Annotated in this window: 22 protein-coding genes, 3 tRNA genes and 1 pseudogene; 14 read left to right on the top strand and 12 right to left on the bottom strand. The window is 68.1% G+C overall.

Annotated features, from left to right (window positions below; genetic code table 11):
- The first annotated feature begins 35 nt into the window (after positions 1-35).
- Positions 36-896 (top strand): dimethylargininase, encoded by an 861-nt coding sequence (ddaH, locus tag AC29IT_RS05030; protein ID WP_488218003.1) that lies wholly within the window; start codon positions 36-38, stop codon positions 894-896.
- Positions 897-951: 55 nt separating this feature from the next.
- Here the strand turns inward: ddaH and AC29IT_RS05025 are convergent, their stop codons facing one another.
- Complete coding sequence (locus AC29IT_RS05025; protein WP_358432488.1) at positions 952-1,860, bottom strand: YceI family protein; 909 nt, start codon at positions 1,858-1,860, stop codon at positions 952-954.
- 333 nt (positions 1,861-2,193) lie between these two features.
- Between AC29IT_RS05025 and htpX the strand changes: the two genes are divergently transcribed.
- Positions 2,194-3,063 carry a zinc metalloprotease HtpX gene (htpX, locus tag AC29IT_RS05020; RefSeq protein WP_358432721.1) on the top strand — a complete coding sequence of 290 codons (870 nt, stop codon included), beginning with the start codon at positions 2,194-2,196 and terminating at the stop codon, positions 3,061-3,063.
- A gap of 34 nt (positions 3,064-3,097) precedes the next feature.
- Here htpX and rfbA read toward each other — a convergent pair whose 3' ends face one another.
- Entirely contained in the window at positions 3,098-3,979 is an 882-nt protein-coding gene (gene rfbA / locus AC29IT_RS05015) for a glucose-1-phosphate thymidylyltransferase RfbA (RefSeq protein WP_358432490.1), read from the bottom strand.
- A 534-nt stretch (positions 3,980-4,513) separates the two neighbouring features.
- On the bottom strand, positions 4,514-5,005 hold the full coding sequence (locus tag AC29IT_RS05010) for a YajQ family cyclic di-GMP-binding protein (protein WP_358432492.1): 492 nt from the start codon (positions 5,003-5,005) through the stop codon (positions 4,514-4,516).
- Positions 5,006-5,131: 126 nt separating this feature from the next.
- Here AC29IT_RS05010 and AC29IT_RS05005 point away from each other — a divergent pair.
- Positions 5,132-5,212, top strand: a tRNA-Tyr gene (locus AC29IT_RS05005).
- A 120-nt stretch (positions 5,213-5,332) separates the two neighbouring features.
- Here AC29IT_RS05005 and AC29IT_RS05000 read toward each other — a convergent pair.
- Both AC29IT_RS05000 and AC29IT_RS04995 read right to left on the bottom strand, forming a co-directional pair.
- On the bottom strand, positions 5,333-5,977 hold the full coding sequence (locus AC29IT_RS05000; RefSeq protein WP_488218002.1) for a tyrosine-type recombinase/integrase: 645 nt from the start codon (positions 5,975-5,977) through the stop codon (positions 5,333-5,335).
- A complete protein-coding gene (locus AC29IT_RS04995) occupies positions 5,974-6,297 on the bottom strand; it encodes a hypothetical protein (protein WP_488218001.1) in 324 nt (107 codons plus the stop codon). Before AC29IT_RS04995 ends, AC29IT_RS05000 begins: the two co-directional genes overlap by 4 nt.
- Between AC29IT_RS04995 and AC29IT_RS04990 the strand changes: the two genes are divergently transcribed.
- On the top strand, positions 6,278-6,535 hold the full coding sequence (locus tag AC29IT_RS04990; protein ID WP_488218000.1) for a hypothetical protein: 258 nt from the start codon (positions 6,278-6,280) through the stop codon (positions 6,533-6,535). The two genes, AC29IT_RS04995 and AC29IT_RS04990, sit on opposite strands and share 20 nt — an antisense overlap.
- Positions 6,536-7,344: 809 nt before the next feature.
- Here AC29IT_RS04990 and AC29IT_RS04985 read toward each other — a convergent pair.
- The 3 genes from AC29IT_RS04985 to AC29IT_RS04975 form a co-directional block, all read right to left on the bottom strand.
- Positions 7,345-8,847: a tetratricopeptide repeat protein gene (locus AC29IT_RS04985; RefSeq protein ID WP_488217999.1), complete on the bottom strand. Its 1,503-nt coding sequence runs from the start codon at positions 8,845-8,847 to the stop codon at positions 7,345-7,347.
- Complete coding sequence (locus AC29IT_RS04980) at positions 8,848-10,227, bottom strand: NB-ARC domain-containing protein (RefSeq protein WP_488217998.1); 1,380 nt, start codon at positions 10,225-10,227, stop codon at positions 8,848-8,850.
- A 1,088-nt stretch (positions 10,228-11,315) separates the two neighbouring features.
- Positions 11,316-12,140: an SAM-dependent methyltransferase gene (locus AC29IT_RS04975; protein WP_488217997.1), complete on the bottom strand. Its 825-nt coding sequence runs from the start codon at positions 12,138-12,140 to the stop codon at positions 11,316-11,318.
- Between the two features lie 110 nt (positions 12,141-12,250).
- Between AC29IT_RS04975 and pip the strand changes: the two genes are divergently transcribed.
- Positions 12,251-13,195 carry a prolyl aminopeptidase gene (pip, locus tag AC29IT_RS04970; RefSeq protein ID WP_488217996.1) on the top strand — a complete coding sequence of 315 codons (945 nt, stop codon included), beginning with the start codon at positions 12,251-12,253 and terminating at the stop codon, positions 13,193-13,195.
- 4 nt (positions 13,196-13,199) lie between these two features.
- On the opposite strand, the gene AC29IT_RS04965 is transcribed toward pip, so the two are convergent.
- From AC29IT_RS04965 to AC29IT_RS04955, 3 genes and pseudogenes are all read right to left on the bottom strand, one after another.
- A complete protein-coding gene (locus tag AC29IT_RS04965) occupies positions 13,200-13,520 on the bottom strand; it encodes a hypothetical protein (RefSeq protein WP_488217995.1) in 321 nt (106 codons plus the stop codon).
- A 50-nt stretch (positions 13,521-13,570) separates the two neighbouring features.
- Positions 13,571-13,833 (bottom strand): annotated as a pseudogene (locus AC29IT_RS04960) (winged helix-turn-helix transcriptional regulator).
- A gap of 245 nt (positions 13,834-14,078) precedes the next feature.
- Positions 14,079-14,369: a hypothetical protein gene (locus AC29IT_RS04955; protein ID WP_488217994.1), complete on the bottom strand. Its 291-nt coding sequence runs from the start codon at positions 14,367-14,369 to the stop codon at positions 14,079-14,081.
- A gap of 117 nt (positions 14,370-14,486) precedes the next feature.
- On the opposite strand from AC29IT_RS04955, the gene AC29IT_RS04950 reads away from it, so the two are divergent.
- Both AC29IT_RS04950 and AC29IT_RS04945 read left to right on the top strand, forming a co-directional pair.
- Positions 14,487-15,035, top strand: coding sequence for an RNA polymerase sigma factor (locus AC29IT_RS04950; RefSeq protein ID WP_488217993.1), 549 nt, complete (start codon positions 14,487-14,489; stop codon positions 15,033-15,035).
- On the top strand, positions 15,032-15,976 hold the full coding sequence (locus AC29IT_RS04945) for a VOC family protein (RefSeq protein ID WP_488217992.1): 945 nt from the start codon (positions 15,032-15,034) through the stop codon (positions 15,974-15,976). The genes AC29IT_RS04950 and AC29IT_RS04945 overlap by 4 nt, the downstream gene beginning before the upstream one ends.
- A 355-nt stretch (positions 15,977-16,331) precedes the next feature.
- Here AC29IT_RS04945 and AC29IT_RS04940 read toward each other — a convergent pair whose 3' ends face one another.
- Positions 16,332-16,763 (bottom strand): TIGR03668 family PPOX class F420-dependent oxidoreductase, encoded by a 432-nt coding sequence (locus AC29IT_RS04940; protein ID WP_488218245.1) that lies wholly within the window; start codon positions 16,761-16,763, stop codon positions 16,332-16,334.
- A gap of 28 nt (positions 16,764-16,791) precedes the next feature.
- On the opposite strand from AC29IT_RS04940, the gene AC29IT_RS04935 reads away from it, so the two are divergent.
- From AC29IT_RS04935 to AC29IT_RS04905, 7 genes are all read left to right on the top strand, one after another.
- The gene (locus AC29IT_RS04935; protein WP_488217991.1) at positions 16,792-17,886 is read left to right on the top strand and encodes an alpha/beta hydrolase; all 1,095 of its coding nucleotides are present in this window, start codon (positions 16,792-16,794) and stop codon (positions 17,884-17,886) included.
- A gap of 339 nt (positions 17,887-18,225) precedes the next feature.
- Positions 18,226-20,856 carry a putative bifunctional diguanylate cyclase/phosphodiesterase gene (locus tag AC29IT_RS04930; RefSeq protein WP_358432514.1) on the top strand — a complete coding sequence of 877 codons (2,631 nt, stop codon included), beginning with the start codon at positions 18,226-18,228 and terminating at the stop codon, positions 20,854-20,856.
- 133 nt (positions 20,857-20,989) lie between these two features.
- A tRNA-Thr gene (locus AC29IT_RS04925) sits at positions 20,990-21,062 on the top strand.
- 88 nt (positions 21,063-21,150) lie between these two features.
- Positions 21,151-21,226, top strand: a tRNA-Met gene (locus tag AC29IT_RS04920).
- Between the two features lie 67 nt (positions 21,227-21,293).
- Positions 21,294-21,458 carry a 50S ribosomal protein L33 gene (gene rpmG, locus AC29IT_RS04915; RefSeq protein WP_358432516.1) on the top strand — a complete coding sequence of 55 codons (165 nt, stop codon included), beginning with the start codon at positions 21,294-21,296 and terminating at the stop codon, positions 21,456-21,458.
- A 106-nt stretch (positions 21,459-21,564) separates the two neighbouring features.
- On the top strand, positions 21,565-22,029 hold the full coding sequence (locus AC29IT_RS04910) for a MaoC family dehydratase N-terminal domain-containing protein (RefSeq protein WP_224956908.1): 465 nt from the start codon (positions 21,565-21,567) through the stop codon (positions 22,027-22,029).
- On the top strand, positions 22,026-22,451 hold the full coding sequence (locus tag AC29IT_RS04905) for a MaoC/PaaZ C-terminal domain-containing protein (RefSeq protein WP_358432518.1): 426 nt from the start codon (positions 22,026-22,028) through the stop codon (positions 22,449-22,451). The genes AC29IT_RS04910 and AC29IT_RS04905 overlap by 4 nt, the downstream gene beginning before the upstream one ends.
- Positions 22,452-22,467: the final 16 nt, after the last annotated feature.

The raw sequence follows: 22,467 nt of genomic DNA, 5'->3' as shown, positions 1-22,467 counted from the left end.
TGAAGGTGGTCGGGGGCGGGATTAGATTTCGTATCATGACGACCGCCCTGGTGGATCCGCGCGCCGAGACCCGGACCGGATCCCGCACGCCGACGCCGCGCGACTACGTGATGTGCCCGCCGGAGCACTTCGCGGTGGAGTACGTGATCAACCCGTGGATGGATCCGGACCGGCCGGTGGACGTCGAGCTCGCGCTGCGCCAGTGGGAGGAACTGAAGCGGACCTACGAGCGGCTGGGGCACGCGGTGTCGGTGGTGCCCGCGCAGCCGGGGCTGCCGGACATGGTGTTCGCCGCGAACTCCGGCACCGTCATCGGCGGCCGGGTGCTGGGTTCCCGGTTCCGCGCCGAGCAGCGGGCCGCGGAGGCGGAGCACTTCCGCCGCTGGTTCGCCGCGAACGGCTACCGCGAGATCGTGATGCCGTCGCGGATCAACGAGGCGGAGGGCGACTTCGCGTGGACCGGTGGCCTGCTGCTGGCGGGCACCGGCTTCCGCACCGACCCGGAGGCGCACGCGGAGGCGCAGGAGGCGCTGGGCGTGCCGGTGGTGTCGTTGCGGCTGGTCGACGCCCGCTTCTACCACCTGGACACGGCGCTGTTCGTGCTGGAGCAGGGCGAGCACCCGCAGATCGCCTACTACCCGGAGGCGTTCTCGGCGGGTTCGCGGCGGGTGCTGGAGCGGTTGTTCCCGGACGCGGTCGTCGCGGATGCCGCGGACGCCGAGTGCCTGGGGTTGAACGGGGTCTCCGACGGGCGGCACGTGGTGCTGCCGCTGGAGGCGACCGGGCTGGCCGCGAAGCTGCGGGCCCGCGGTTACGAGCCGATCCACGTGGACATCTCGGAACTGCGCAAATCGGGTGGCGGGCCGAAGTGCTGCACGATGGAGCTGCACGGCTGACCGGCCGCGCGTTCGGGGGCGCCGACGGTTCCCCGCAACCGCCGGCGCGGATCGATCACTGTTCCAGCACTGCCTGCACGCCGAGTTCGATCTCGATGGTCGGACCGACGACGGCGATGCCCTTGGCGAGGGTGGCCTGCCAGTTCACCGCGTAGTCCTCGCGGCGCAGCGTGGTGCTGGCGCGGCAGGCGGCCCGCCGGTCGCTCTCGAACCCGGGCCCCTGCCAGGTCCGCTGCCCGAGGTACGCGGTGTCGAGCTGCACGTTGCTGCTGGTGCCGCGGAGCGTGAAGGCGCCGTCGATGAGCCAGCGGTCGCCGCGGACCTGGTGGAACTTGGTGCTGCTGAAGTACAGCTTCGGGTAGTTCTCCACGTCGAGGAAGTCCGCGGACCGCAGGTGGGTGTCCCGCATGTTCACCCCGGTGTCGATGCTGTCGGCGTCGATGACGACGTCGATCCGGGAGTCCTCGAAGCGGCGCCCGACCTGGATCTGCCCCTCGAAGGAGTTGAACCGGCCGCGGATCTTCGACATGCCGACGTGCTGCGCGACGAAGTGGATCTCGGTGTGCGTGGGGTCGAAGGTCCACGTGCCGGGCTGCGGCAGCGCCAGCGAGTTGTCCGATTCGAGCCGCACGCCGCCGAGCGAGGTGTGCTGGTTGACCCGGACCTCGATGCGGGCGCTCTTTCGCTTGAAGCCGCCGGCGTTGATCGAGATCTTGTGCATACCGGGCTGCACCGTTGCAAGGAACGAGCCGTAGCTGTCCGTGTCGGCCTGGGCGATCTGCTGGTTGAGCCGGTCGGTGATGGTGACCGTGGCGCCCGGCAGCAGCTTGCCCATCTCGTCGTGCACCTGGCAGCTGATCACGCCGCCGTCGAGGGGGGTTTCCGGCAGGTAGCCGGCGTTCCCGGCGCCGGGACGTGGGGCGGCGCCCGTGTTCCCGCGGCGCCTGCGCAGTTTGGCGAACATCTTGGATCCTTTCCGCTCTCCCGCCCACCCCCTGTGCGGAAGAGTCGTTCATTCGGTGGCGCGGTCATGCTAGGCCGAAACGATCTCGGCGTCCCGATCCCGTGCAGGATGATCCAAACTATGCAGGTCATCGTTGCATAACGGTCGAACCGGTCTGGACCTCTCGGGTGGTGCGGGGCACTCCGCCGCGGCGGAACTCCACCCGCGCGCCACGCGTTCTCCCAGTGGGTCCCGATCGGAACGGCGCAACGATTCCGCAGGTCCGAGGCGATCCCAGGAAGTTCCGGAGGCGAACGAGCGGTGAGCGGCGACAGGTACGGAGGGCACAGCGCGGTGGGTGGGCACGTCAACGGACTCAAGACCGCACTGCTGCTGGGCGGGATGAGCGCCCTGGTCCTTCTGGTGGGCTCCTTGTTCGGCCGAGTGGGCCTGGTCGTGGCGCTGGTCGTGGCGCTCGGCATGAACGGCTACGCCTATTTCAATTCGGCAAAGCTGGCGTTGCGTTCCATGCACGCCCGGCCCGTGTCGGAGGCGGAGCAGCCCGCGATGTACCGCATCGTGCGGGAGCTGGCGACCTCCGCGCGGCAGCCGATGCCCGCGCTCTACATCAGCCCCACCCGGGCGCCGAACGCGTTCGCCACCGGCCGCAACCCGCGCAACGCGGCGGTGTGCTGCACCAGCGGCATCCTCGAACTGCTCGACGAGCGCGAGCTGCGCGCCGTGCTCGGGCACGAGCTGTCCCACGTGTACAACCGGGACATCCTGATCTCCAGCGTGGCCGGGGCGCTGGCCAGCGTGGTCACCTTCCTGGCGAACTTCGGGATGCTGTTCGGCATGTTCGGCGGCAACGACGAGGACCGGCCCAGCCCGGTCGCGATGCTGCTGATCGCCCTGCTGGGCCCGGTGGCCGCCGCGGTGGTGCAGATGGCGGTGAGCCGGTCCCGCGAGTACCAGGCCGACGCGTCCGGCGCGGAGCTCACCGGCGATCCGCTGGCGCTCGCCTCCGCGCTGCGCAAGCTGGAGCGCGGCACCCAGCAGGCGCCGCTCGCCCCCGAACCGCAGCTGGTGTCGCAGTCGCACCTGATGATCGCGAACCCGTTCCGGCCGGGGGAGCGGATGGCGCGCCTGTTCTCCACCCACCCGCCGATCAGCGAGCGGGTGCAGCGGCTCGAAGGGATGGCCGGCCGCAGGCTGATGCCCTGACGCAGGCTGATGTCCTGAAGCGGCCGGGCCCGCGTCAGGTGCCCGCGCCCGCCGAGCGCGCGACGTCCATGACGTACTCGCCGTAGGCGGACTTCGCGAGCTTGGCACCGAGCGCGTGGCACTGGTCGGCGGAGATGAACCCCATCCGCAGCGCGATCTCCTCCAGGCAGGCGATGCGCACGCCCTGCCGGTGCTCCAGCACCTGCACGAACTGCCCGGCCTCCAGCAGCGAGTCGTGCGTGCCGGTGTCCAGCCACGCGTAGCCGCGCCCCAGCTCGGTGAGGTGGGCGCGCCCCTGCTCCAGGTAGGTCGTGTTGACGTCGGTGATCTCCAGCTCGCCGCGCGGCGAGGGGGCCAGGCCGCGCGCGATCTCCACCACGTCGTTGTCGTAGAAGTACAGGCCGGTGATGGCCTTGTTGGACCGCGGGTGCTCCGGTTTCTCCACGATGGAGACGAGCTTGCCGTTCCCGTCGACCTCGCCCACGCCGTAGCGGTGCGGGTCCCGGACCGGATAGCCGAACAGCGTGCAGCCGTCCAGGTCCCGGGTGGACTGCTGCAGCACCCGGGAGAAGCCCTGCCCGTAGAAGATGTTGTCGCCGAGCACCAGCGCCACCGGGTCACCGCCGATGAAGTCGGCGCCGATCACGAACGCCTCGGCGAGCCCGTTCGGCTGCGGCTGCTCCGCGTACTCGATGTTGATGCCGAACTGGGAGCCGTCGCCGAGCAGGCGCCGGAACAGCGGCAGGTCCACCGGGGTCGAGATGAGCAGCACGTCCCGCATGCCGGCGAGCATCAGCACCGACAGCGGGTAGTACACCATCGGCTTGTCGTAGACCGGGAGCAGCTGCTTGGACACGGCCTGCGTCAGCGGGTGCAGCCGGGTGCCGCTGCCCCCCGCGAGCACGATTCCTCTCACCCGGCATCCCTCCAGAGCCCGTGGGTCGGCCCCCACGGTAGTCGACCGGATTCGGGGTTCCGCCGGGTTTCCCAGGCGCAGTGGGCCACCGCACGGGGATGCTCCGCCGGGCTGCCCGGCCGGGGCTCGCCGGGCGCGGTGGGCCCCCTGGGGTTGCTCGGCCGGGGCTCGGCGCGAGGGCCTTGGGCAACCGCACGGGGCGTTGCTCGGCCGGGTCGCGAAGCCCGGCGCACTGGGTCCCCGAACGGGGGTGCTTCGCGGGTACTGCTCGGCCGGGTCGCGATGCCGGGTGCGGGACATCGGAGCGCGGCGCCCCGGTCGTCGCGGACGTCGTTGCGGGTCGCCGGGCGCTGAGTCCGCCTAGATCGTCTTCTCGGCGCCCGGACGCTCCGGCAGTCGCACGGCCGCCCGATCGGGCGACAGCGGCGATCGTAGGCGGTGTTGCGGGTGCGTGCCGACATCCCGGACCGGGTGCTGCCTCCCCGTGATGGCACCCGGCCCGGCCGCGCCGGTCCACGTCGGGGCGTCCGACGATCAGCGGAAGTTCTCGAACTGCAGCGCCACGTCGAAGTCGGTGGCCTTCAGCAGCTGGATGACGTTCTGCAGGTCGTCCTTCTTCTTGCCGGAGATCCGCAGCTGGTCGCCCTGGATCTGCGCCTGCACGCCCTTCGGGCCCTCGTCGCGGATCTTCTTCGAGATCTTCTTCGCGACGTCCTGCTCGATGCCCTGCACCACCTTGCCGCTGACCCGGTAGATCTGCCCCGAGCTGGCGGGCTCACCGACGTCGAAGGCCTTCAGCGAGATGCCCCGCTTGATCAACTTCTCCTTGAAGACCTCGATCGCGGCACGGCACCGCTCCTCGGTCTCCGACTCCAGTGCGATCCCCTCCTGCCCGGACCACTGGATCTTCGTTCCGGTGCCGCGGAAGTCGAACCGGTTGGCGAGCTCCTTCGCCGCCTGGTTCAGCGCGTTGTCCACTTCCTGCCGGTCCACCTTGCTCACCACGTCGAACGACGGGTCTGCCACCTCGCGCACCTCCTGTTGGGAACGGGCCTTGTCGCCCGGACACGCTACCGGCCCCACCCCCTCGGGAAGCGGTCGCCGCGAGTCTGTATCCTTGTTCCCGCAAGCCAACGAGAGTCGGCTAGCGAAGCCAGGTTGCCCGAGCGGCCAAAGGGAGCTGACTGTAAATCAGCCGCGCAAGCTTCGGAGGTTCGAATCCTCCACCTGGCACACCAGCCGAAACGGCCCGGTGAACTGCAAGAACAGGGTCACCGGGCCGTTTTGTGTTGTCCGGTCGTGTCCGGCTAGCTACGGGTCTTCACGGCCGTCTGTGCCATATACGTGCCACAGTTAGGCGTCGCCGAGAAGATCTTGGACTCGCTGCCGGGCCGCCGTCTCGCCCCCGTCGAGGCACTTCGCGTAGACCCGGAGCAGGACGTGCACGCTGTGTCCCGCCCACTCGGCTACGCGCGTGGGTTCCACGCCGGCGTTGAGCCAGGTGGAGACCGCGGCGTGGCGGAGGTCGTAGGGACGCTTCGCCAACGGCGACGCCTGGACCTCCTCGGTAGACACCGCAGCGCGGGCACGCGCCCACACGCGGCCGTAGACGCTGCTGCCGAGCCGTCCGCCGCTCCGCTCGCCGGGGAACAGCCGACCGTCACGAGCGGTGCCGTAGGCGAGCAGGTGCCGATTCAGGTAGCTGGTCAGTCCGGGGGAGCACGGGACGGTTCTGCCGACTCCGTCTTCCCGGTGCTTCAGCGCGCGGGCCTCGCTCCTGGTTCGGCTGTCGCTCCACTGGCTACCAACCTCGGGTGTTGCCTGTTCGAGATGGAGTTCTCCCCAGCCGGATTCCGGTAGGGCCAGGTTCCGCTTGCTGAGGTTGGCCGCCTCTTCCGGCCGCAGTGCGGCGAAGTAGAGGAGGGCGAAGAACGCGCTCAGGCGGTCGTTGATGTTCTCGACGGCTTTGAGCAGTGTTCGGCCCTGCACCGGGTTCACGACGCTCCGACGATCCACTGGCGAAGCGTGGTCGTGGTCTTCCGCGCCTTCACTTCGTCCATGGGATTCGCTCGGAGAAGCTTCCGCTCCCGCGCGAAGTCGAGGACTTCCCGCAGCGTCGTGCGACGAAGGCGAACGGTGTTGGCGGCTGCCCTGTGGCCATTGTGGTTGTAGTCGAGCGCGCTGAGCAGCTTCCGGAGAGTGTCCGGATCGGCCAGGTCGGCCACGTGGTGGCTGTTTCGCTCGAACCAGCGCAGCCAGAGTCCGATCTCCTCCGGGTGAGCGCTTTCGCGAGTGGTCGTGTTGAAGGCGAGCCGCAACGCCTTGCTCGCGGTCGTCCGCTCCGCGCCGGGCTACTGCCACACCTACGGCTACGACGTCACCACCTGGGAAGGCTTCGAAATCCTCCGCGACATCCGTGAACTACGCATGGCGACTATGGCTATCCAAATCGTTGGAAAGGATTCCCTGGTTTGCGGACAGCTTGATCACCGCCTCGCCTGTTTGCAGGGGCGCAAGGGCACGCGCCCATGGAAAGGATGGCGTGCGGTGCCTTGACCTGTCCGGAGCCGAGAGTGTAGCCAGACCTTGCGGTCATGGGACGGGCCAGCCGCAGCCGGTTCTAGGCTTCCTCTTGCGGCCGATCGTCGAGCACGATCGGGGGGATCGCGGTAGCGGAATTCGGGTGCGGTCCCACCGTGTCGAGAACTGCGCCGAACCCACGGTAAATTCGTTCGGCGATCGCCCGATCTTCTGAGGCCGCGCGATGCACGTTGTGGTGTGTCACCTGGATTAGTCGGACGACTTCGGGACCTGACAGGCTGATCTCCAACATCCCCTTATCGCGCACAACGACCTCCTCTTGTGCCTTAATCCGATGCTGCTCAGAGGGAGGCCGGTAAATTTCGTCGGATGGGAGGTCCTGCAACGCCGCCCACATGTCTCTATGGCAAACCAGGCGCATGGTGCTAACCCCAGCCGCGCGCTCCATCCACCGCTTCTTTTCGTTAATGGTACGGAAAATGTCACCGATTATCCCCATAGTAGGCCGATCTTGTCAGAGAATCCCCGCAGAGTGACAGTATTGTCCCCCATTTGGGGGTATCGGCCTCGGTCACACTGGCTCCGCAGCGCCGTCTTACGGCGAGTCCCAATCAGCCGACGTATGGGCTAGACCGACCAGGCGAACTGGGGCGGTGCTGATGTGCCTACTGGCGTGACGGTAATCGATCGCGTTGTAACGTGCCACAGCCTCCTACTGCGGTGAGCAGTAACCGTTGTTCATGTGAGCTTTGTGTATTACTATTTCTAGTCTTCTTTGGCGGTAAGTCAAAGAAGCCAGTGGTGTGGTGCCGTTTGCTGGCTGGCTAATCAGTGTTGTCCAAGTTATCCAATAGCTGCGTCACGTATTCTGTGACTGGGGCGTCGCCACCGAACAACGTCGTCCCCACGTCGAGCGCACGGTGCAGGTAGCAACGTGCAGCGGTGAGTGCGGCGAGCTTTACATTCAGGCGGCCGAGGTTCACCAGGGCGACGAACGTTTTGGGGTGGTTGTCGCCGTGAGCTGCTTCGAGGATGGGAAGAGCGCGTTGAAGGCAGTAGGTGGCCGCCGGTAGATCACAGAGCTCCGTATGCATGGCGCCGAGATTGGTCAGGGTATCAGCGGTCGTAGGGTGACTTGGGCCTTTGGTTTCTTCGTCGATAGCAAGGATTCGTTGGAGTAATTCTCGTGCGGTTGCAAAATCGCCTAGGTCGATGTGCAAGCTGCTGAGATCGGACAGTGCAGAGGCGACTTCGGGCCGGTTCGGACCGTAAATGGCTTCTTTGCCAGCGAGGCTGCGCTGGAGATGATCGAGCGCTTTAGGCGGGTCGCCGAGGGCGCGATAAACCGCGCCGATGGTGGCTAAGGCAGAGATGGTGTTGGGGTGCGTGTCACCGTGAGTCGCTTCGAGAGCGGTAACGGCGCGTTCGAGGACGTCACGTGCTTCAGGGAAATCGCCAAGTTTCATAAGGGCCGCACCAAGGTTGGATAAGATGGCGGCAGTTTCGGGGTGGCTGGGGCCAAGTAGCGATTCACTAAGAGCGAAAGCTTGGGCGAGTAAATCGCGTGCCTCAGGGATTGAGCCGAGCGCCATGTAAACCCCACCCAGACCAGATAATGCCCTTGCTTGGTAGGAATTATTGGAGTCGGGGCTTTCTTCGAGGATGGCCAGGGCGCGCTGGAGGTTGGCAGCAGAAGTGGTGAGTTCGCCGACAATCATTTGAACTTCGCCAAGCACGATTAGTGCGTTGACAAAATCTGAATCGTTGTTGCCACGGTTCGATTCGAGAATGGAGACCGAGCGTTGGAGATGGTCGTGTGCGGTAGTTTGTTCGCCAAGATGTCTATAAGTAATGCCTAAGTTGAGCAGCGTTGCGGCGGTTTGTGGGTGGTTGGATCCGTGGCTGGACTCGTTGATGCTGAGTGCCCGCTGGAAAAGATCGAGGGCAGTGTGAAGGTTGCCAAGCTCAGAATTAACGATTGCTAGGCTGCTCAGGCCGATAGCTGTTCTCGGGTGGTCATGTCCGTGCTTGGCCTCTTTGAGGCTCAGTGCGAGCCGGAAAAGATGGAGGGCAGTATTGTAGTCCCCTCTAGAGTTGCTATACCTGCCAAGCCAGCTGAAAAAGTGTTCCCGAATGGATTCGTCTGTCGTGTGGCGCGTTGCGGCATTTACGTGAATAGCAAATCGGGTTGCCTGGGGCCATGAACTTGGCAGGTTTGGCGAGTCGGGTATCAATGTCAGGAGATGCATTGCGGTCTGAATGGCCCAGATGCAGTGTTCGCTTTTATTTAGCTGGTTGCGAGTGACAGACTGGACAAGCCTGTGCATCTAGATCGTATTGCTGTCGACGGTCGTAGCTAGGTGCGTACGAGTCAGTGCATCTATCGTTTCTGACCGCCCTTTTGCGGTGTGAGCAGCTTGGGAGAGTTTCTCGGGAAGCTGATCTGGTTTTGATAGTAGATCGCTTACGGGAATTTCCTCGGATGCAAGGAAAGAGCAGATTCGTAGTAGATCTAGAGCTGCTGGGTAGTGATCTCGAAGATCATCAAAATGCAACAACCAGGTTGTGGCTACACTCTTTGGATATTCGCTTTCGGGGAGGCCTTCTGCCAGGACCTCTGCTGCTCGTTCGCGGTCCCGTATTGCGTTGAGATAAGATTTGATCGACATGCTACTGTGAGTGTCAAAATAGGCGGCAGCCTGTGCTAGCGCTAAGGGTAGGCATCCTAGTTCGTCGACGAGTATAGAAGTGGACTCAGGTTCGTCATTCGTTGTATTGGTGTTCATGAAGTCTACGGCGTCGCTGTGACTGAATGTCTTCAGTTCGAATTGTTTCGATAGTCGCCCCCAACCTCTATTGCGGCTAGTAATCAAAATCTTTCCGTCGCCGCTAGGGAGCCAACGACGTAGCGTATCGGGATTGGCCGCATTATCGTATACAAGTAACCAATCGCTCGTCCTGTTTAGCTCGGAGAGGACTGCCGCGACTATCTTTGATTGGTCTTGTCCTGAAGGAATTCCAAGCTCGAGGGCAAGATCTGTGAGATTCTCGCTGATTCGCATGTCATCTTCGGCGGGGATCCACCACGTGATACGGTACGTGCCGTTAAACTGGTTCGTGCGAGCGTAATGCAGCGCTATCGTGGATTTACCAACCCCGCCTAGACCTCGTAGGGTAACCGCTCCATCGACAAGGAGATGGGCAATTTCATCTAGTTCTTGACGGCGACCCACGAGTGAAGTGTTATGGCGGGGAAGATTGCTGACCGATCGTGTTTCTATTGGATACTTTGACGGATCGGCGTTGGGGTCGCTGTGCGGAAAGTTGATCGTTCCGACTTGGCCAATAACGAGTCCGGAGGTTCTGTTGGCGACTACACCGTTGTCGCCTTGGGTGACAACGGTGTAGTCGCCAGCCTGCGGGACTTGCTGACCAGTCTTAGGTTCGTCTGTATCTTCGTGTTTCGATCCCACGGAATGTAGGAGTGCAGCAAGGAGTGATGCCGCTACGATTAGTGTTGCGGTAAGTGACCACATGAGTACGGGGTCATGTGCCCACGCCCAGTCATCTGGAATAAGTCCAGTAGCGATATTGGTCGCTGCGCCCACGGCGAAGCCGAACAGTGCGACTACGAAGGCCAGAGACAAACCGAGGGTCGCTCGAAGGCCAGTACGGCTCGTGCGCGTACCAGTATGTCCGCCAGTCATGCAAGTAATGATGCCATCATTCTTGGTTTGGCGTAGCGAAATCGCTCGATTGGGGTCTGGAAGGGTCTAGGTCGAGTCGTCCAGTGGGGAATGGCTCAGGGCTTGCCGTGAGGCCAAATTCCATAAGTTGCTATTGAGGCGGTCGACGACGGCCCTTGGGAGGTTATGCAGTGTTGCGGGCGCGGGGCGGAAGTCGGGAGGTTGCTGGCGCGTGGAGGCGAGGTCGCAGTGTGTTCGGAAGCTCTCGATGGGCTTATTCCAGGCTGCCGGCCAGGCGTTCAGACCCATGTGGCACGCGCTGAACCGCTGATCGTAGGCATCAAAAGCGGAGTTCGGTGGCGACAGCCAGGGGTGGCCGGGGTTCGCGAGCCTTCGTGAAGAACCTCTCGGGCGTGGTTGTAGCGAGAGCCAACAGCCAGGTTCAGCAAGTGCTGTGCCACATCTGCGCCCAGATTCGTTACTATACGAATATCCTCGCTGGTCAGCGCCCCGCATCGCGTGTTCTGTGAATCAGCCGCGCAAGCTTCGGAGGTTCGAATCCTCCACCTGGCACACCAGCCGAAACGGCCCGGTGACCTGATGGTCACCGGGCCGTTTTCGTGGCCACATACGGCCTGTCCGGGGCCGGCGTGCCGGATTCGTGCTACGACGAGCACGGACATCCCGTGGTTCGAGGTGCTGATGGAACGCATACCGTCACGATTGCTGGTGGCCGCGACGGTCATCCTGGCGCTGACACTGGTCGCCTTGCTGTCGACGACCGCTTCGTCGTCCTTGCTTCCGGGGCCGGTCTTGTGGAGTCTCGTAGTCCTCGTCGTGCTCCTGCTCGGCGCAAGCTTGACCGAGCTCGGCAGGCGGAAGCGACGTGGACGGACGTGATGCAGCACGGCCACGCCCGCAGTTCGGAGCCGGCGCAGCTCGTCGAGTAGATGGCGCCCTGCTCGGCTTGGGGCTCATTCGGGTGCATGTGCGGCCGTGCTGCGCGGTTCGCCGGACGACGATGACCGGAGCCCGCGGATGCGCTGAACATGTGGGAGCAACCTCGAAAGCGCGTGAGCGATCTCCGCGAGCTGCCCCGGAGCCGGCCGCTACCGCAGCACCCCCACCACCGCCCAGGTGTTCGCGACGGGGCTGTCGGGGTCGGGTTCGGAATCCGGGCGCCAGGTGGTGACGAGGGTGGCGCCGGGTTCCACGATCTCGTAGCCGGCCAGCAGCCCGTCCGCTTCGGAGATGGGGCGGGGGAACACCGGGGTCGAGGTGCGCTGGTAGATCGCCAATCCTTCGTCCACAGTGGATGGTGCGAGGTTCTCGGCGGTGGTGTGTGACAGGGCGAGGAAGCTGCCGGGGACGCAGGCGTCGCGGTAGGTGGCGAGGACGCCCGCCGGATCCTGGTCGTCGCGGACGAAGTGCAGCACGCTGATCGCGAGGACCGCGACCGGCCTGCTGAAGTCCAGTAGCTTCGCCACGCCGGGCGCGGAGAGCACCTTCTCCGGTTCGGTCAGGTCGGCTTGGGTGACCGACACCCGCTCGTCGCCGCGCAGCAGCCTGCGGCTGTGCGCCACCGCGATCGGTTCCCGGTCCACGTAGGCGATGCGGGCTTCCGGGTCGATCTGGTGCGCGATCTCGTGCACGTTGCCGACGGTGGGCACGCCGGATCCCAGGTCGAGGAACTGGTTCACCCCGGAGTCCAGGATCATCCGCACGGCGCGGCCGAGGAAGGCGCGGTTCGCGCGCGCGGTGGAGGCGACGCTCGGCAGCACCGCGAGCTGTTCGTCGGCCGTCGCGCGGTCCACCGCGAAGTTCGCCGAGCCGCCCAGGTAGTAGTCGTACATCCGGGCCGCGTTCGGACCGCTCGTGTCCGGACTACCGGTGATGCCGGACAGGTCGGGCGCGGACTGCCGTTCCGGGGGCACCGGAACCTCCTCTGCTCAGGCGCTGGACACCCGGAAGTATGCGTGGTCGGCCGGGGCGAACGACAGAGCGAATCTTCTGAGCGGACCGCGAGCCCCGCTAGCCTGCGGAGATGTACCCGGAGATCGAACCTCGCCGCAGCGGGCAGCTCGACGTCGGCGACGGCCACCGGATGTACTGGGAGGTGTGCGGCGCACCGGACGGGAAACCGGTGGTGGTGTTGCACGGCGGGCCCGGCGGCGGCTGCGGGCCCGGCTGGCGGCGCTACTTCGACCCGGACGCGTACCGGATCGTGCTGTTCGACCAGCGCGGCTGCGGGCGCAGCACGCCGAATGCCGGCGAACCGGACGCCGACCTGGCCACGAACACCACGCACCACCTGGTGGCGGACGTCGAACTGCTGCGCCGCCACTTGGGCGTCGAGCGGTGGATGGTGTTCGGCGGGTCGTGGGGTTCCACGCTGGGGCTGGCGTACGCGGAACTGCACCCGGAGCGGGTCACCGAGCTCGTGCTGTTCAGCGTCGGCACCACCACGCACCGCGAGGTCGACTGGATCACGCAGGACATGCGGCGCGTGTTCCCCGAGCAGTGGGAGCGGTTCCGCGCCGGCGTCCCCGCGGCCGAACGGGACGGCAGGCTCGTCGACGCCTACAGCCGGTTGCTGCACGACCCGGATCCCGCGGTGCGGGCGCGGGCGGCGCTGGACTGGTGCCGCTGGGAGGAAGCGCACGTGGCGGTGGGGCACGCCCGCCCCGATCCGCGCTACGCGGATCCCGCGTTCCGGCTGACGTTCGCGCGGCTGGTCACGCACTACTGGCGGCACGGCGCGTGGTTCGCCGACGGCGAACTGCTGCGGAACGCGGTGCGGCTCAACGGGATTCCGGGTGCGCTCGTGCACGGCCGGAACGACGTGAGCACCCCGCCGGACACCGCGTGGCACCTGGCGCAGGTGTGGACGGACGCGGAACTGCGGCTCGTCGACGACGCGGGGCACGGCGGGCGCGGGGCCGTGGCGGCGGTGCTGGTCGAGGTGACGGACCGCTTCGCCGGGCGCTGACCGGTCAGCCGGTGCTCGACGAGTGGGCCGCGGCCCAGGCGTCGCTGGCTGCGCGCTGCGCCCGGTCCACCTCGGCGAACGTTCCGGCACGCTCCCCGTCGGCCAGCGCGTCGGCGATCCCGGTGAGGACGTCGGAGGTCTCCGCCGCCGCGCGGGCGAACGACGCGTGCAGCGGCTCCGGCACGGAACTCGCCGGGCCCTCGCCCGGACCTGCCTCCCGGTCGATCGCGACCGCGGCGTCCCACGACGCGCTGACCTGGGCGAACGCGTCCAGCAGGTTGCGCCACGCGGTGAGCTGCTCGGTGGTCGGTTCCGGTGCGTTCATGGGGCTCCTCCCGTCGGTCTCCGCCGGAGGGTGCCCAGCTCGGGACTCGATCACGCGTGGTGGTCGAGTTCGTCTTGCGGCACTTCCCCCGGCGCGCCGGGGGTCTGAGCCGGACTGGTCATGCGCGGGCCCCCGCGCCGGACGCGGTCCCACTCCCGGTAGTCGCGGCCCCACCGTTCGAGCTGGTCGGTGAGGGTGCGCAGGCTTTCGCCGACCTCGCTGGCGGAGTACTCCACCTTGGGTGGCACCTGGTGGTGGAGGTGCGCACCACCAGGCCGTCGGTCTCCAGCTCGCGCAGCTGCCCGGTGAGCATCCGCGGCGTGCTGCCGGGTAGCGCGCGGCCCAGTTCACCGAAGCTGTCCTGATCGCACCCGCGGTCGAGGCTTTCCGCATGACTTCGGTGCTCTGGACGTGGTGACCCCGGGCAGGGCGGCGCTCGCCGACCGGGACCGGGCTCACGCCGCCCGGGAGGGGGCGATCGATCCGGACGCGATCGGTCTGCTCAGGCCGCTCGCCGGCATCGAGGACGTCGAACTCGCACGAGCGCCCGGGGCGCGATCACGTGCGGAAGACGAGTTCGTCCGCCTGCGCCAAGCCCTCCTGCAGGGCGGCGTGGTCCGCCGCGGCGAGGGTGTCGGGGAAGTCGGGTCCGGCCGCCTTCACCAGCACCAGGAGCTTCTTGCCGATGCCCCGCGCCTGGGTGGTGCGGAGCAGCGGGGCGCTCAGCGCGCTCCGGGAATCGGTGATCAGCCGCCGGTAGCGGTGGTTGAGCTCGGCGTGCTCGTCGAGGACGTCCAGCGCCGCCGCGAGGCGGGACAGCTCGGGGGAGGGGACCAGCTCTTCGGACACGCACCGCAGGTTAGAGGCCGCCGTCGAGCCCCTCGTGCGCGGTGCCGACCTCGCATCACCCGAACGGAGGGTGGTCGAGGGCGTCGGAGCTCCGCGCTCCCGAACGACTATGGGGATGTGAAGCGACCGCAGGTGCAACCGGACCCGGCGGCGGCGTTGCTCGAGATGTACGACGAGGCGCTGCCGCAGGTGTACGGCTATCTGCTCGGTCGTTCCGGGGATCACGCGTTGAGCGAGGACTTGACCGCGGACACGTTCCTCGCGGCGGTGCAGGCCGCCCGGGAACGGTCGGGCAGCCCGCCGACGGTGGCGTGGCTGGTCGGCATCGCCCGGCACAAGCTCGCCGACCACTGGCGCGCGATCGGCCGGGAACGGCGCGGGCTGGAACGGCTGGAACAGCAGGAACCACGGGACGAAGCGGACCTGTGGGACGTCCGGTTGGACGCGTTGTGGGCACGGGAGGTGCTGGCGAGGTTGGGCGAGCACCACCGCGCGGCGTTGACGCTGCGCTACCTCGACGGGCTGCCCGTGCCCGAGGTCGCCGAGCACCTGGACCGGACCGTGCACGCCACCGAGGCGCTGCTGGTCCGGGCCAGAGCGGCGTTCCGCCGCGAGTACGAAGCAACCAGCGACGCACCGGGCACCGGAGGAGGGCGACGGCGATGACCGATCCGTTCGACGTTCTTCGCGAGCCGATCGTGCCCGCCGAGCCGTCCCCGCAGTTCGCCAGGCGACTGCGGGAGCGGCTGGAGCGCGCGCTGCTCGATGACCGAGGAGTGACCATGACCGACACCGAATCCACCCGTCCCGGTGCCGCGCGCGAGCAGCGGGCGGACCTGTCCGACCGGGTGGCCATGACGCTGACGCCGTACCTCGCCGTGTCGGACGCGCAGCGGGCGATCGACTGGTACGGCGCGGTGCTCGGCGCCCGACTGCGCGCCGAGCCGTACGCGATGACCGACGGCAGGCTCGGGCACGTGGAGCTCGACGTCGGCGGCAGCCCGCTGTTCCTGGCCGACGAGTTCCCCGAGATCGACATGCTCGCGCCGGTGCACCGCGGCGGCGCCAGCACGACCCTGCACGTCGAGGTCCCGGACGTGGACGCCGTCGTGCAGCGCGCGCGGGAGCACGGCGCGACCGCGGTGGGCGACGTCGAGGAGCACCCCTACGGCCGCTCCGGCCGGTTCGACGACCCGTTCGGCCACCGGTGGATGATCATGACCCCGCCCGGCCGGGCCGGGGCGAGCGCCGACCCCGCGGCGTCGCGGCCACCGCGGCATGGGGACATCGACTACATCACCATCGCCACGCCGGACACCGCGCTCGCGAAGGAGTTCTACGGCGCCGTCCTCGGCTGGCGGTTCGGCCCCGGCAACGTCGAGGACGGCTGGCAGATCGAGGACGTGCGGCCGATGGCGGGGATGCACGGCAGCGACACCGGCGAAGTGACCCTCTGCTTCCGGGCGGACGACCTGGACGCCACGCTCGCCAAGGTCCGGGAGCAGGGCGGGAACGCGGGCGAGCCGGCGGACATGCCCTACGGGCGGCTCGCGACCTGCACCGACAACCAGGGGCGGACGTTCTACCTGCTGGGGGCCGCCGGGTGATCCGCGGTGGTCGAGCGCCCGGCGGCGACCACCCGGCGCCGGGCGTCCGGGCCTGACCGGCCAGGCCCGAAACGGCGATCGGCCGGTACCTGATCGCCCGGTGCCTGGCCGTCCAGCCCCTGATCACCCGACCCTGCCCACCCCGGTTTCCGACCACCAATCCCTGCCCAGCCTGGTCCCGGACCACCCAGTTCCAGACCACCCGGTTCTCGACCGGCCCTGCGCCGGACCGCTCGGTGGTCCACCGCCCGCGCCCGGCGCACGAGCCGGTAACCGGTCGCCGACCCCCGCACGCGAAGTCCACCGGGACCCCGCCGCCCGATCCGGCGGTACGAGGAGCCGACGGAAGGAGGGTTCAGCCGTGAGAGTGATCACCAGCGGCGCGCCAGCCGCTCCACCGCGACACCCGCACGACGATCAACGTCAGCTGCGGTGGCCGCTGCCGGTACTGCTCGTACTTCACCGTGAGCGCCGCCACCAGCTGCGGGTGCTGCTCGGCCGCGGCGAGCTCGGCGAGCCCGTCGGCACGCGCCCACCACAACTGCTCCCAGTCCTCGGCGTAGTGGTCCACGAGCAGGGTGACCTGCGGATTCCGCTCGATGTTGCGCAGGCGTCGCAGGGCGGTCGTCGACTTCGGCTTGTGGTCGACGGCGGTCACCAGCGAGTCGCCGTCGACCGCGAACGTGATCGGGACCAGGTGCGGCCGGCCCGCCGGGTCGGCGGTCGCCAGCCGAGCCACCCGGGCCTCCTGGAACCAGTAGCGAGCCTGCTCGTGGCCGATGCGCATCGCGATGCCCACTCCGTATTTTCGTGGTGTGCGAGCAGTTTCCGAACCAGGATCCGACACCGTCGTCGGTCCCAGCTACGCGGAGCACCGGCACTGGCTCCGCTACCAGGAGTACTTCCCCAGCGGGCTCAGCCTGGACCAGCCCGACGGGGGACCGCGCGGCTCGGCGAGCCGACTCCTGACCGGCCGGGGCCTGCCGACCGAGGCGCTGCCGAACGCGGCGGTGCGGCCCGAGGCGCCGGCCCCGGGCATGCCGGTCGAGGAGTGGTGGGCCTGGCGCGGCAGACGCGTGCACCTGGACCGGATTCCGCGGCCGCACGCACCGGCGAAGGTCATCGCGCTGCACGGGATCGGCGGCTACGGGCGGATGCTCACGCCCTACGGCAGGCTGCCCGCGCTCGCCGAGCTGGAATTCCTCGCGCCCGACCTGCCGGGCTTCGGCCTGACCTCCAGCGGGTTGCGCAACGCCACCTACGCCGGCTGGCTGCGGTGCGTCACCGACCTGATCGCGGCGGAGCGGCGAACGGACCAGCGGCCCATCGTCCTGATGGGGGTCGGCTCCGCTGGGCGGCTGGCCTACGACGTGGCCGCACGTGCGGGAGCCGATGGCTCGGTCGCCGGAGTCCTGGTGACCGGGCTCGCGGACCCGCGGCGGGAGGAGGTGCGCCGCATGCTCGCGACCACGCCCGAAATGGGCCGGTGGTCCGGGTTGCTCGGGCTGCTGCCCGGCTCGGTGCCGGTGCCGCTGCCGCCGGCTTGGGCTCCGGTGCGGTGGCTGGTGAACATCGCCGCGATGTCCAACCACGCCCAGTTCGCGCACGCGATCTGGGCCGACCCGCTCGCCGGCGGGAACTGGATGTCGCTGGGCTTCCTGCGCAGCTACCTCGCCGCCGCGCCCGCGGTGGAGCCGGAGGACTACGCGGGGCCGCCGCTGCTGCTGGCGCACCCCGCCGAGGACCGCTGGACCCCGCCGCGGCTGTCCCGGGAGTTCTACGACCGCCTCGGCTCGCGGGGGAGGTTCGCCGAACTCAACGGCGCCGGGCACCTGCCGACCGAAGAATCGGGGCTGGCTGATCTCGATCGAGCGGTCCGTGATTACGTAGACGAACTGGGCTTGGCCTGACCGTTGCTCCGATTGACGGAACTGCGGTCACTATCCGTGTTTCGCGGATACTCTCCGCATGGTCACTGATCGGTTGCTGCGGCCTTTTTCACATTGCTCCTGGCCGGGTCACCGGGACACGGGGGCGCTGGAACCGCCAGGATGGTACCGGCCGAAGTCGCTGGTCAGTTCGATGTCTGCGCAGGTGGTCCGTGCGCGCACCGCGCGCCGGACGGCTCGAAAATGGATCTTGACGGCGTTCGGCGGGCCGCTGGCCCCTGGCCAACCGTGCCCGTCGTGAGTCACGATCGGCTCGGCAATCCGGTGCGACATTCGTGTCGCCGGGCAGGAGGAGGGTGGATGATCGAGAGTCACCACACCCTCGATCCGGAGGCGACGCTGGACACCCCGCGTCCGCCGGTGCGGGCCGAGGTCGATCCGGCGCGTCGGCGGGTGTTCACCGCGTTCTCCGCGGTCACGCTCCTGGTCGGGCTGCTCGTGTCCGGTCTGACGTCCTCCGCGCTGGAGTTCCGCTACGACGCCAGCCTGCTCTACATCGGGCCGCTGCTGGCCATCGGCTTCCTCGTCGCGGAACAGCTCACCATCGACGTGGACGTGAAGCGCGTCGGCTGGACCATCTCCTTCACCGAGATCCCGCTGATCCTCGGCCTGCTGACCGCGCCGTTCGAAGTGGTGCTCGCGGCCAACCTGCTCGCCGGGCTCGGCGCCCAGGTCGGGCGGCGCGCCGCCACGCACGTCGTCTACAACGCGGGCGTGCTCTGCTTGGAGATCGCGGTGCCGTTCGCGATCGCCACCGCCGTGCAGCGCGCCCTGCCGCAGACCGCCCCGGACTGGTTCGGCCCGGTCGTCGGCACCCTGACCTCCCCGCTGATCAGCTGCGCCTTCGCGCTCGCCGCGCTGCACGTGCTCGGCGGTGCGATGCGGGTCAGCGCCGCCGGGAGGTTGTCCGTGCGCACCCTCGCCGTCGGGCTGCTCAACACCTCCGTCGGGCTGATCGGCTACGAGGTGGCGAAGAGCACCCGCTGGGGCTGGCTGCTGGTGGCGCTCGTCGCGGTCGCCGTCATCGGTCTCTACCGCGCGTACTCCGGCCTGCTGCGGGAGCAGCGCGACCTGGAGGCGCTCAGCGACGTGAGCCTCAGCGTCGCCCGGTCCGGCCAGGCCGCGGTGCGCAACCCCTCCGAGCCGGAGGACAACACCACCTCGGTCACCGAGTGGGAACCGGTCGCCGAACGCATCCGGGAACAGCTCAACGCCACCCGCGTGGTGCTGCGCCTGCGGCTGGACCCGCGCGGCGAGGTGAGCACCCTCGTCGCAGGTGAACCGCTCCCCGAAGCCGCCCGGATCGCCGGGCCGCAGGCGTTGCGCGACGACCCGCTGCTGCAGCTCCCGGGCAGTCACGTCCGGTCCTTCCGCACCCTCGAAGCACCCGACGAGGTGCGCCGCGCGCTGCGGATGCGCGGCGCCTACGAATCGCTGGTAGTGCCGCTGCGCGGGGCGAACCAGCTGCTCGGCGCGGTGGAGGCGCACGACCGGGTCAGCCGGTGGCGTGGCTTCGGTCGCGCCGACGTGCGGCTGCTGCACACCCTCGCCAGCCACCTGGCCACCGCCATGGACAACCGGCGGCTGCTGGCGCGGCTGCGGCACGACGCCTACCACGACCTGCTCACCGGCCTGCTGAACCGCGCGGGCTTCCGCGAGATGGCGGCGGAGGAGCTGCGCGCCGGGCGGACCGCGGTGGTGGTGCGGGTGGACCTGGACCTGCTGACCACGGTCAGCGAAGCCCTCGGCTACACGTGGGGCGACCGGATCGTCGTCGCCGCCGGGCAGCGGATGCTCGGCGAGCTCGGCCCGGAAGTACCGCTGGCCCGGCTGGAGGCCAACTCGTTCTCGGTACTGCTCATCGACCACACCGAGGAGCAGGCCCACGAGGTCGGCACCCGGCTCTGCGAGGTGATCGGCGAGTCCTACCCGCTGGACCGGCTCGTCGTGGAGGCGGGCGGTGTCGCCGGGTACTCCTCGTCCGCCCCGGCCGACGCGGACGCCGAGAACGACATCGACACGCTGCTGCAGCACGCCGACGTGGCGGTGCGCGCCGCGCGCAACGCCAAGGACGTGGTCCGGGGCTACGCCCCGGCGATGGGCCAGGTGTTCCTGCGCCGCTTCCAGCTGGTCACCCAGTTCCGGCAGGCGCTGGACACCGGCCAGGTCGAAGTGCACTACCAGCCGAAGGTCGCGCTGCCCGGCAGGCAGGTCGTCGGCGCCGAAGCGCTGGTGCGCTGGTGGCACCCCGAGTACGGCCGGCTCGACCCGGACGAGTTCGTGCCCGTCGTCGAAGCCACCGGCCTGGTCGACGCGCTGACGTCCTTCGTGATGGAGCGCGCGCTGATCAAGGTGCGGGAGTGGATGGACCGGGATCTGCGGATGTCGGTCGCGGTGAACCTGTCGGTGCGCAACCTCAACGACGAGTCCTTCCCGGACCGGGTCGCGGAGGCGCTGCGCCGCCACGACGTGCCGCCGGAGCTGCTCACCTTCGAGCTCACCGAGTCCTCGGTGATGGAGGAACCGGAGCGCTCCATGCCGGTGCTGCGGCGGCTGCACGCGCTCGGCGTGGTGCTGGCCGTGGACGACTTCGGTACCGGGTACTCCTCGCTGGCGTACCTGCGGACGCTGCCCGTCGACGAGGTGAAGATCGACAAGAGCTTCGTGCTCGGCATGGGCACCGACCTCAGCGACATGGCCGTGGTGCGCACCATCGTGGAGCTCGGGCACTCGCTGGACCTGGTCGTGGTCGCCGAGGGCGTGGAAGACGACGCGGCCCGGGACCAGCTCGTCGGGATGCGCTGCGACATCGCGCAGGGCTACCTGATCTCGCGGCCGCTGCCGGAGGACCGGCTGGAGGCCTGGCTGCAGGCGCGGACCGTGAAGGCCCGCGGCGCCAAGTCCGAGACGGTGCTCACACTCGTGCACTGATCGTCCGCAGCGCGCGGATTCCGGCTCCTGCGGCGAAGAAGTGGTCGCTGAGCTGGGAATACCTCGAAAGGGGACCCCCGTCGCAAGGCCGGTTCGGCGGGTGTGTAAAGTTCTAATCGCTCCGCAAGGACATGCCCCAATAGCTCAGTCGGCAGAGCGTCTCCATGGTAAGGAGAAGGTCTACGGTTCGATTCCGTATTGGGGCTCGGAAAACAGTCGCGGTGCTCGGGTATCTGGGTGCTGCGGCTGTTTTGCATGAGGTAACCTCGGTGAAGAACCTGTCAGGTTGTCCTCGGCGGTGTAGCTCAGTCGGTAGAGCAAGCGGCTCATAATCGCTGTGTCGTCGGTTCAAGTCCGGCCACCGCTACCACTTCGGTTCGCCCACGCCTGTCGAGCGAGCCTCCTAGGACGCAGTACGAGAGAGGAAGGGCACCTCCGTGGCAGCCACCGACGTTCGCCCCAAGATCACCTTGGCCTGCGAGGAGTGCAAGAACCGCAACTACATCACCAACAAGAACCGGCGCAACGACCCGGACCGCTTGGCGATGAAGAAGTTCTGCTCCCACTGCGGTACGCACCGCACCCACAAGGAGACTCGCTGACCACAGCGCTCCCGACGGACTCGGAGAACCCGCCCGGCCTGCTGGCCGCGGCGGGTTCTTCGCGTCTGGTGCCGATGTCCGCCGGCGCGGTCGGTAGCCTGCGCTGGTGCCGCTAGACCAGTCATTCATCGGACGTGAATACCCGCCCACGGAGCCCTACGAGGTCGGCCGGGAGAAGATCCGCGAGTTCGCCGACGCGATCAAGGACTCCTCCCCGCTGCACCGCGACGCGGCGGCCGCGCAGGCCGCCGGGCATCCGGACGTGATCGCCCCGCCGACGTTCGCGGTGATCCTCTCGATGCGCGCGCACGACGCGGTGGTGGCCGACTCGGCGCTCGGGCTGGACTACAGCAAGGTCGTGCACGGCAACCAGCGCTTCACCCACCACCGCCCGATCCGGGCCGGGGACGTGCTGCGCACCTCGGTGGTCGTGGACGACATCAAGGCCCGCGCGGGCAACGACTTCCTCACGGTGCGCGCCGAGATCGCCACCGCGGACGGCGAGCCGGTGTGCACCGCGATCTCCACGCTAGTGGCGCGCGGCACGGCAGAACAGGGGGAGCAGGCATGACGGTGCGGCTGTCCGAGCTGTCCAAGGGCGACGAGCTGCCCGCGCTGAGCGTCGCGGTGACCCGCGAGGACCTGGTGCGGTACGCGGGGGCGTCCGGGGACTTCAACCGGATCCACTGGAACGAGCGGTTCGCCACCGAGGTCGGGCTGCCCGACGTGATCGCGCACGGCATGTTCACGATGGCGCTGGCCGGTCGGCTGGTGTCCGAGTGGACCGGCGATCCGGCGGCCATCGTGGACTGCTCGGTGCGGTTCACCCGGCCCGTGGTGGTCCCGGACGACGGGGTCGGGGCGCGGGTGGAGCTGAGCGGCAAGGTGTCCGCGGTGAACGAGGACGGCACCGCGAAGGTGCTCATCACGGCCCGCAGCGACGACCAGTCGGTCCTCGGCGGCGCCAACGCCGTCGTGCGGTTGCCGGAATAGCGGCTGATCGGCTCCG

The organism is Saccharopolyspora sp. MMCC62 (assembly GCF_057736575.1).
Note: the sequence above shows the minus strand (reverse complement) of the source record. Positions and strands in the feature narration are given on the sequence as shown.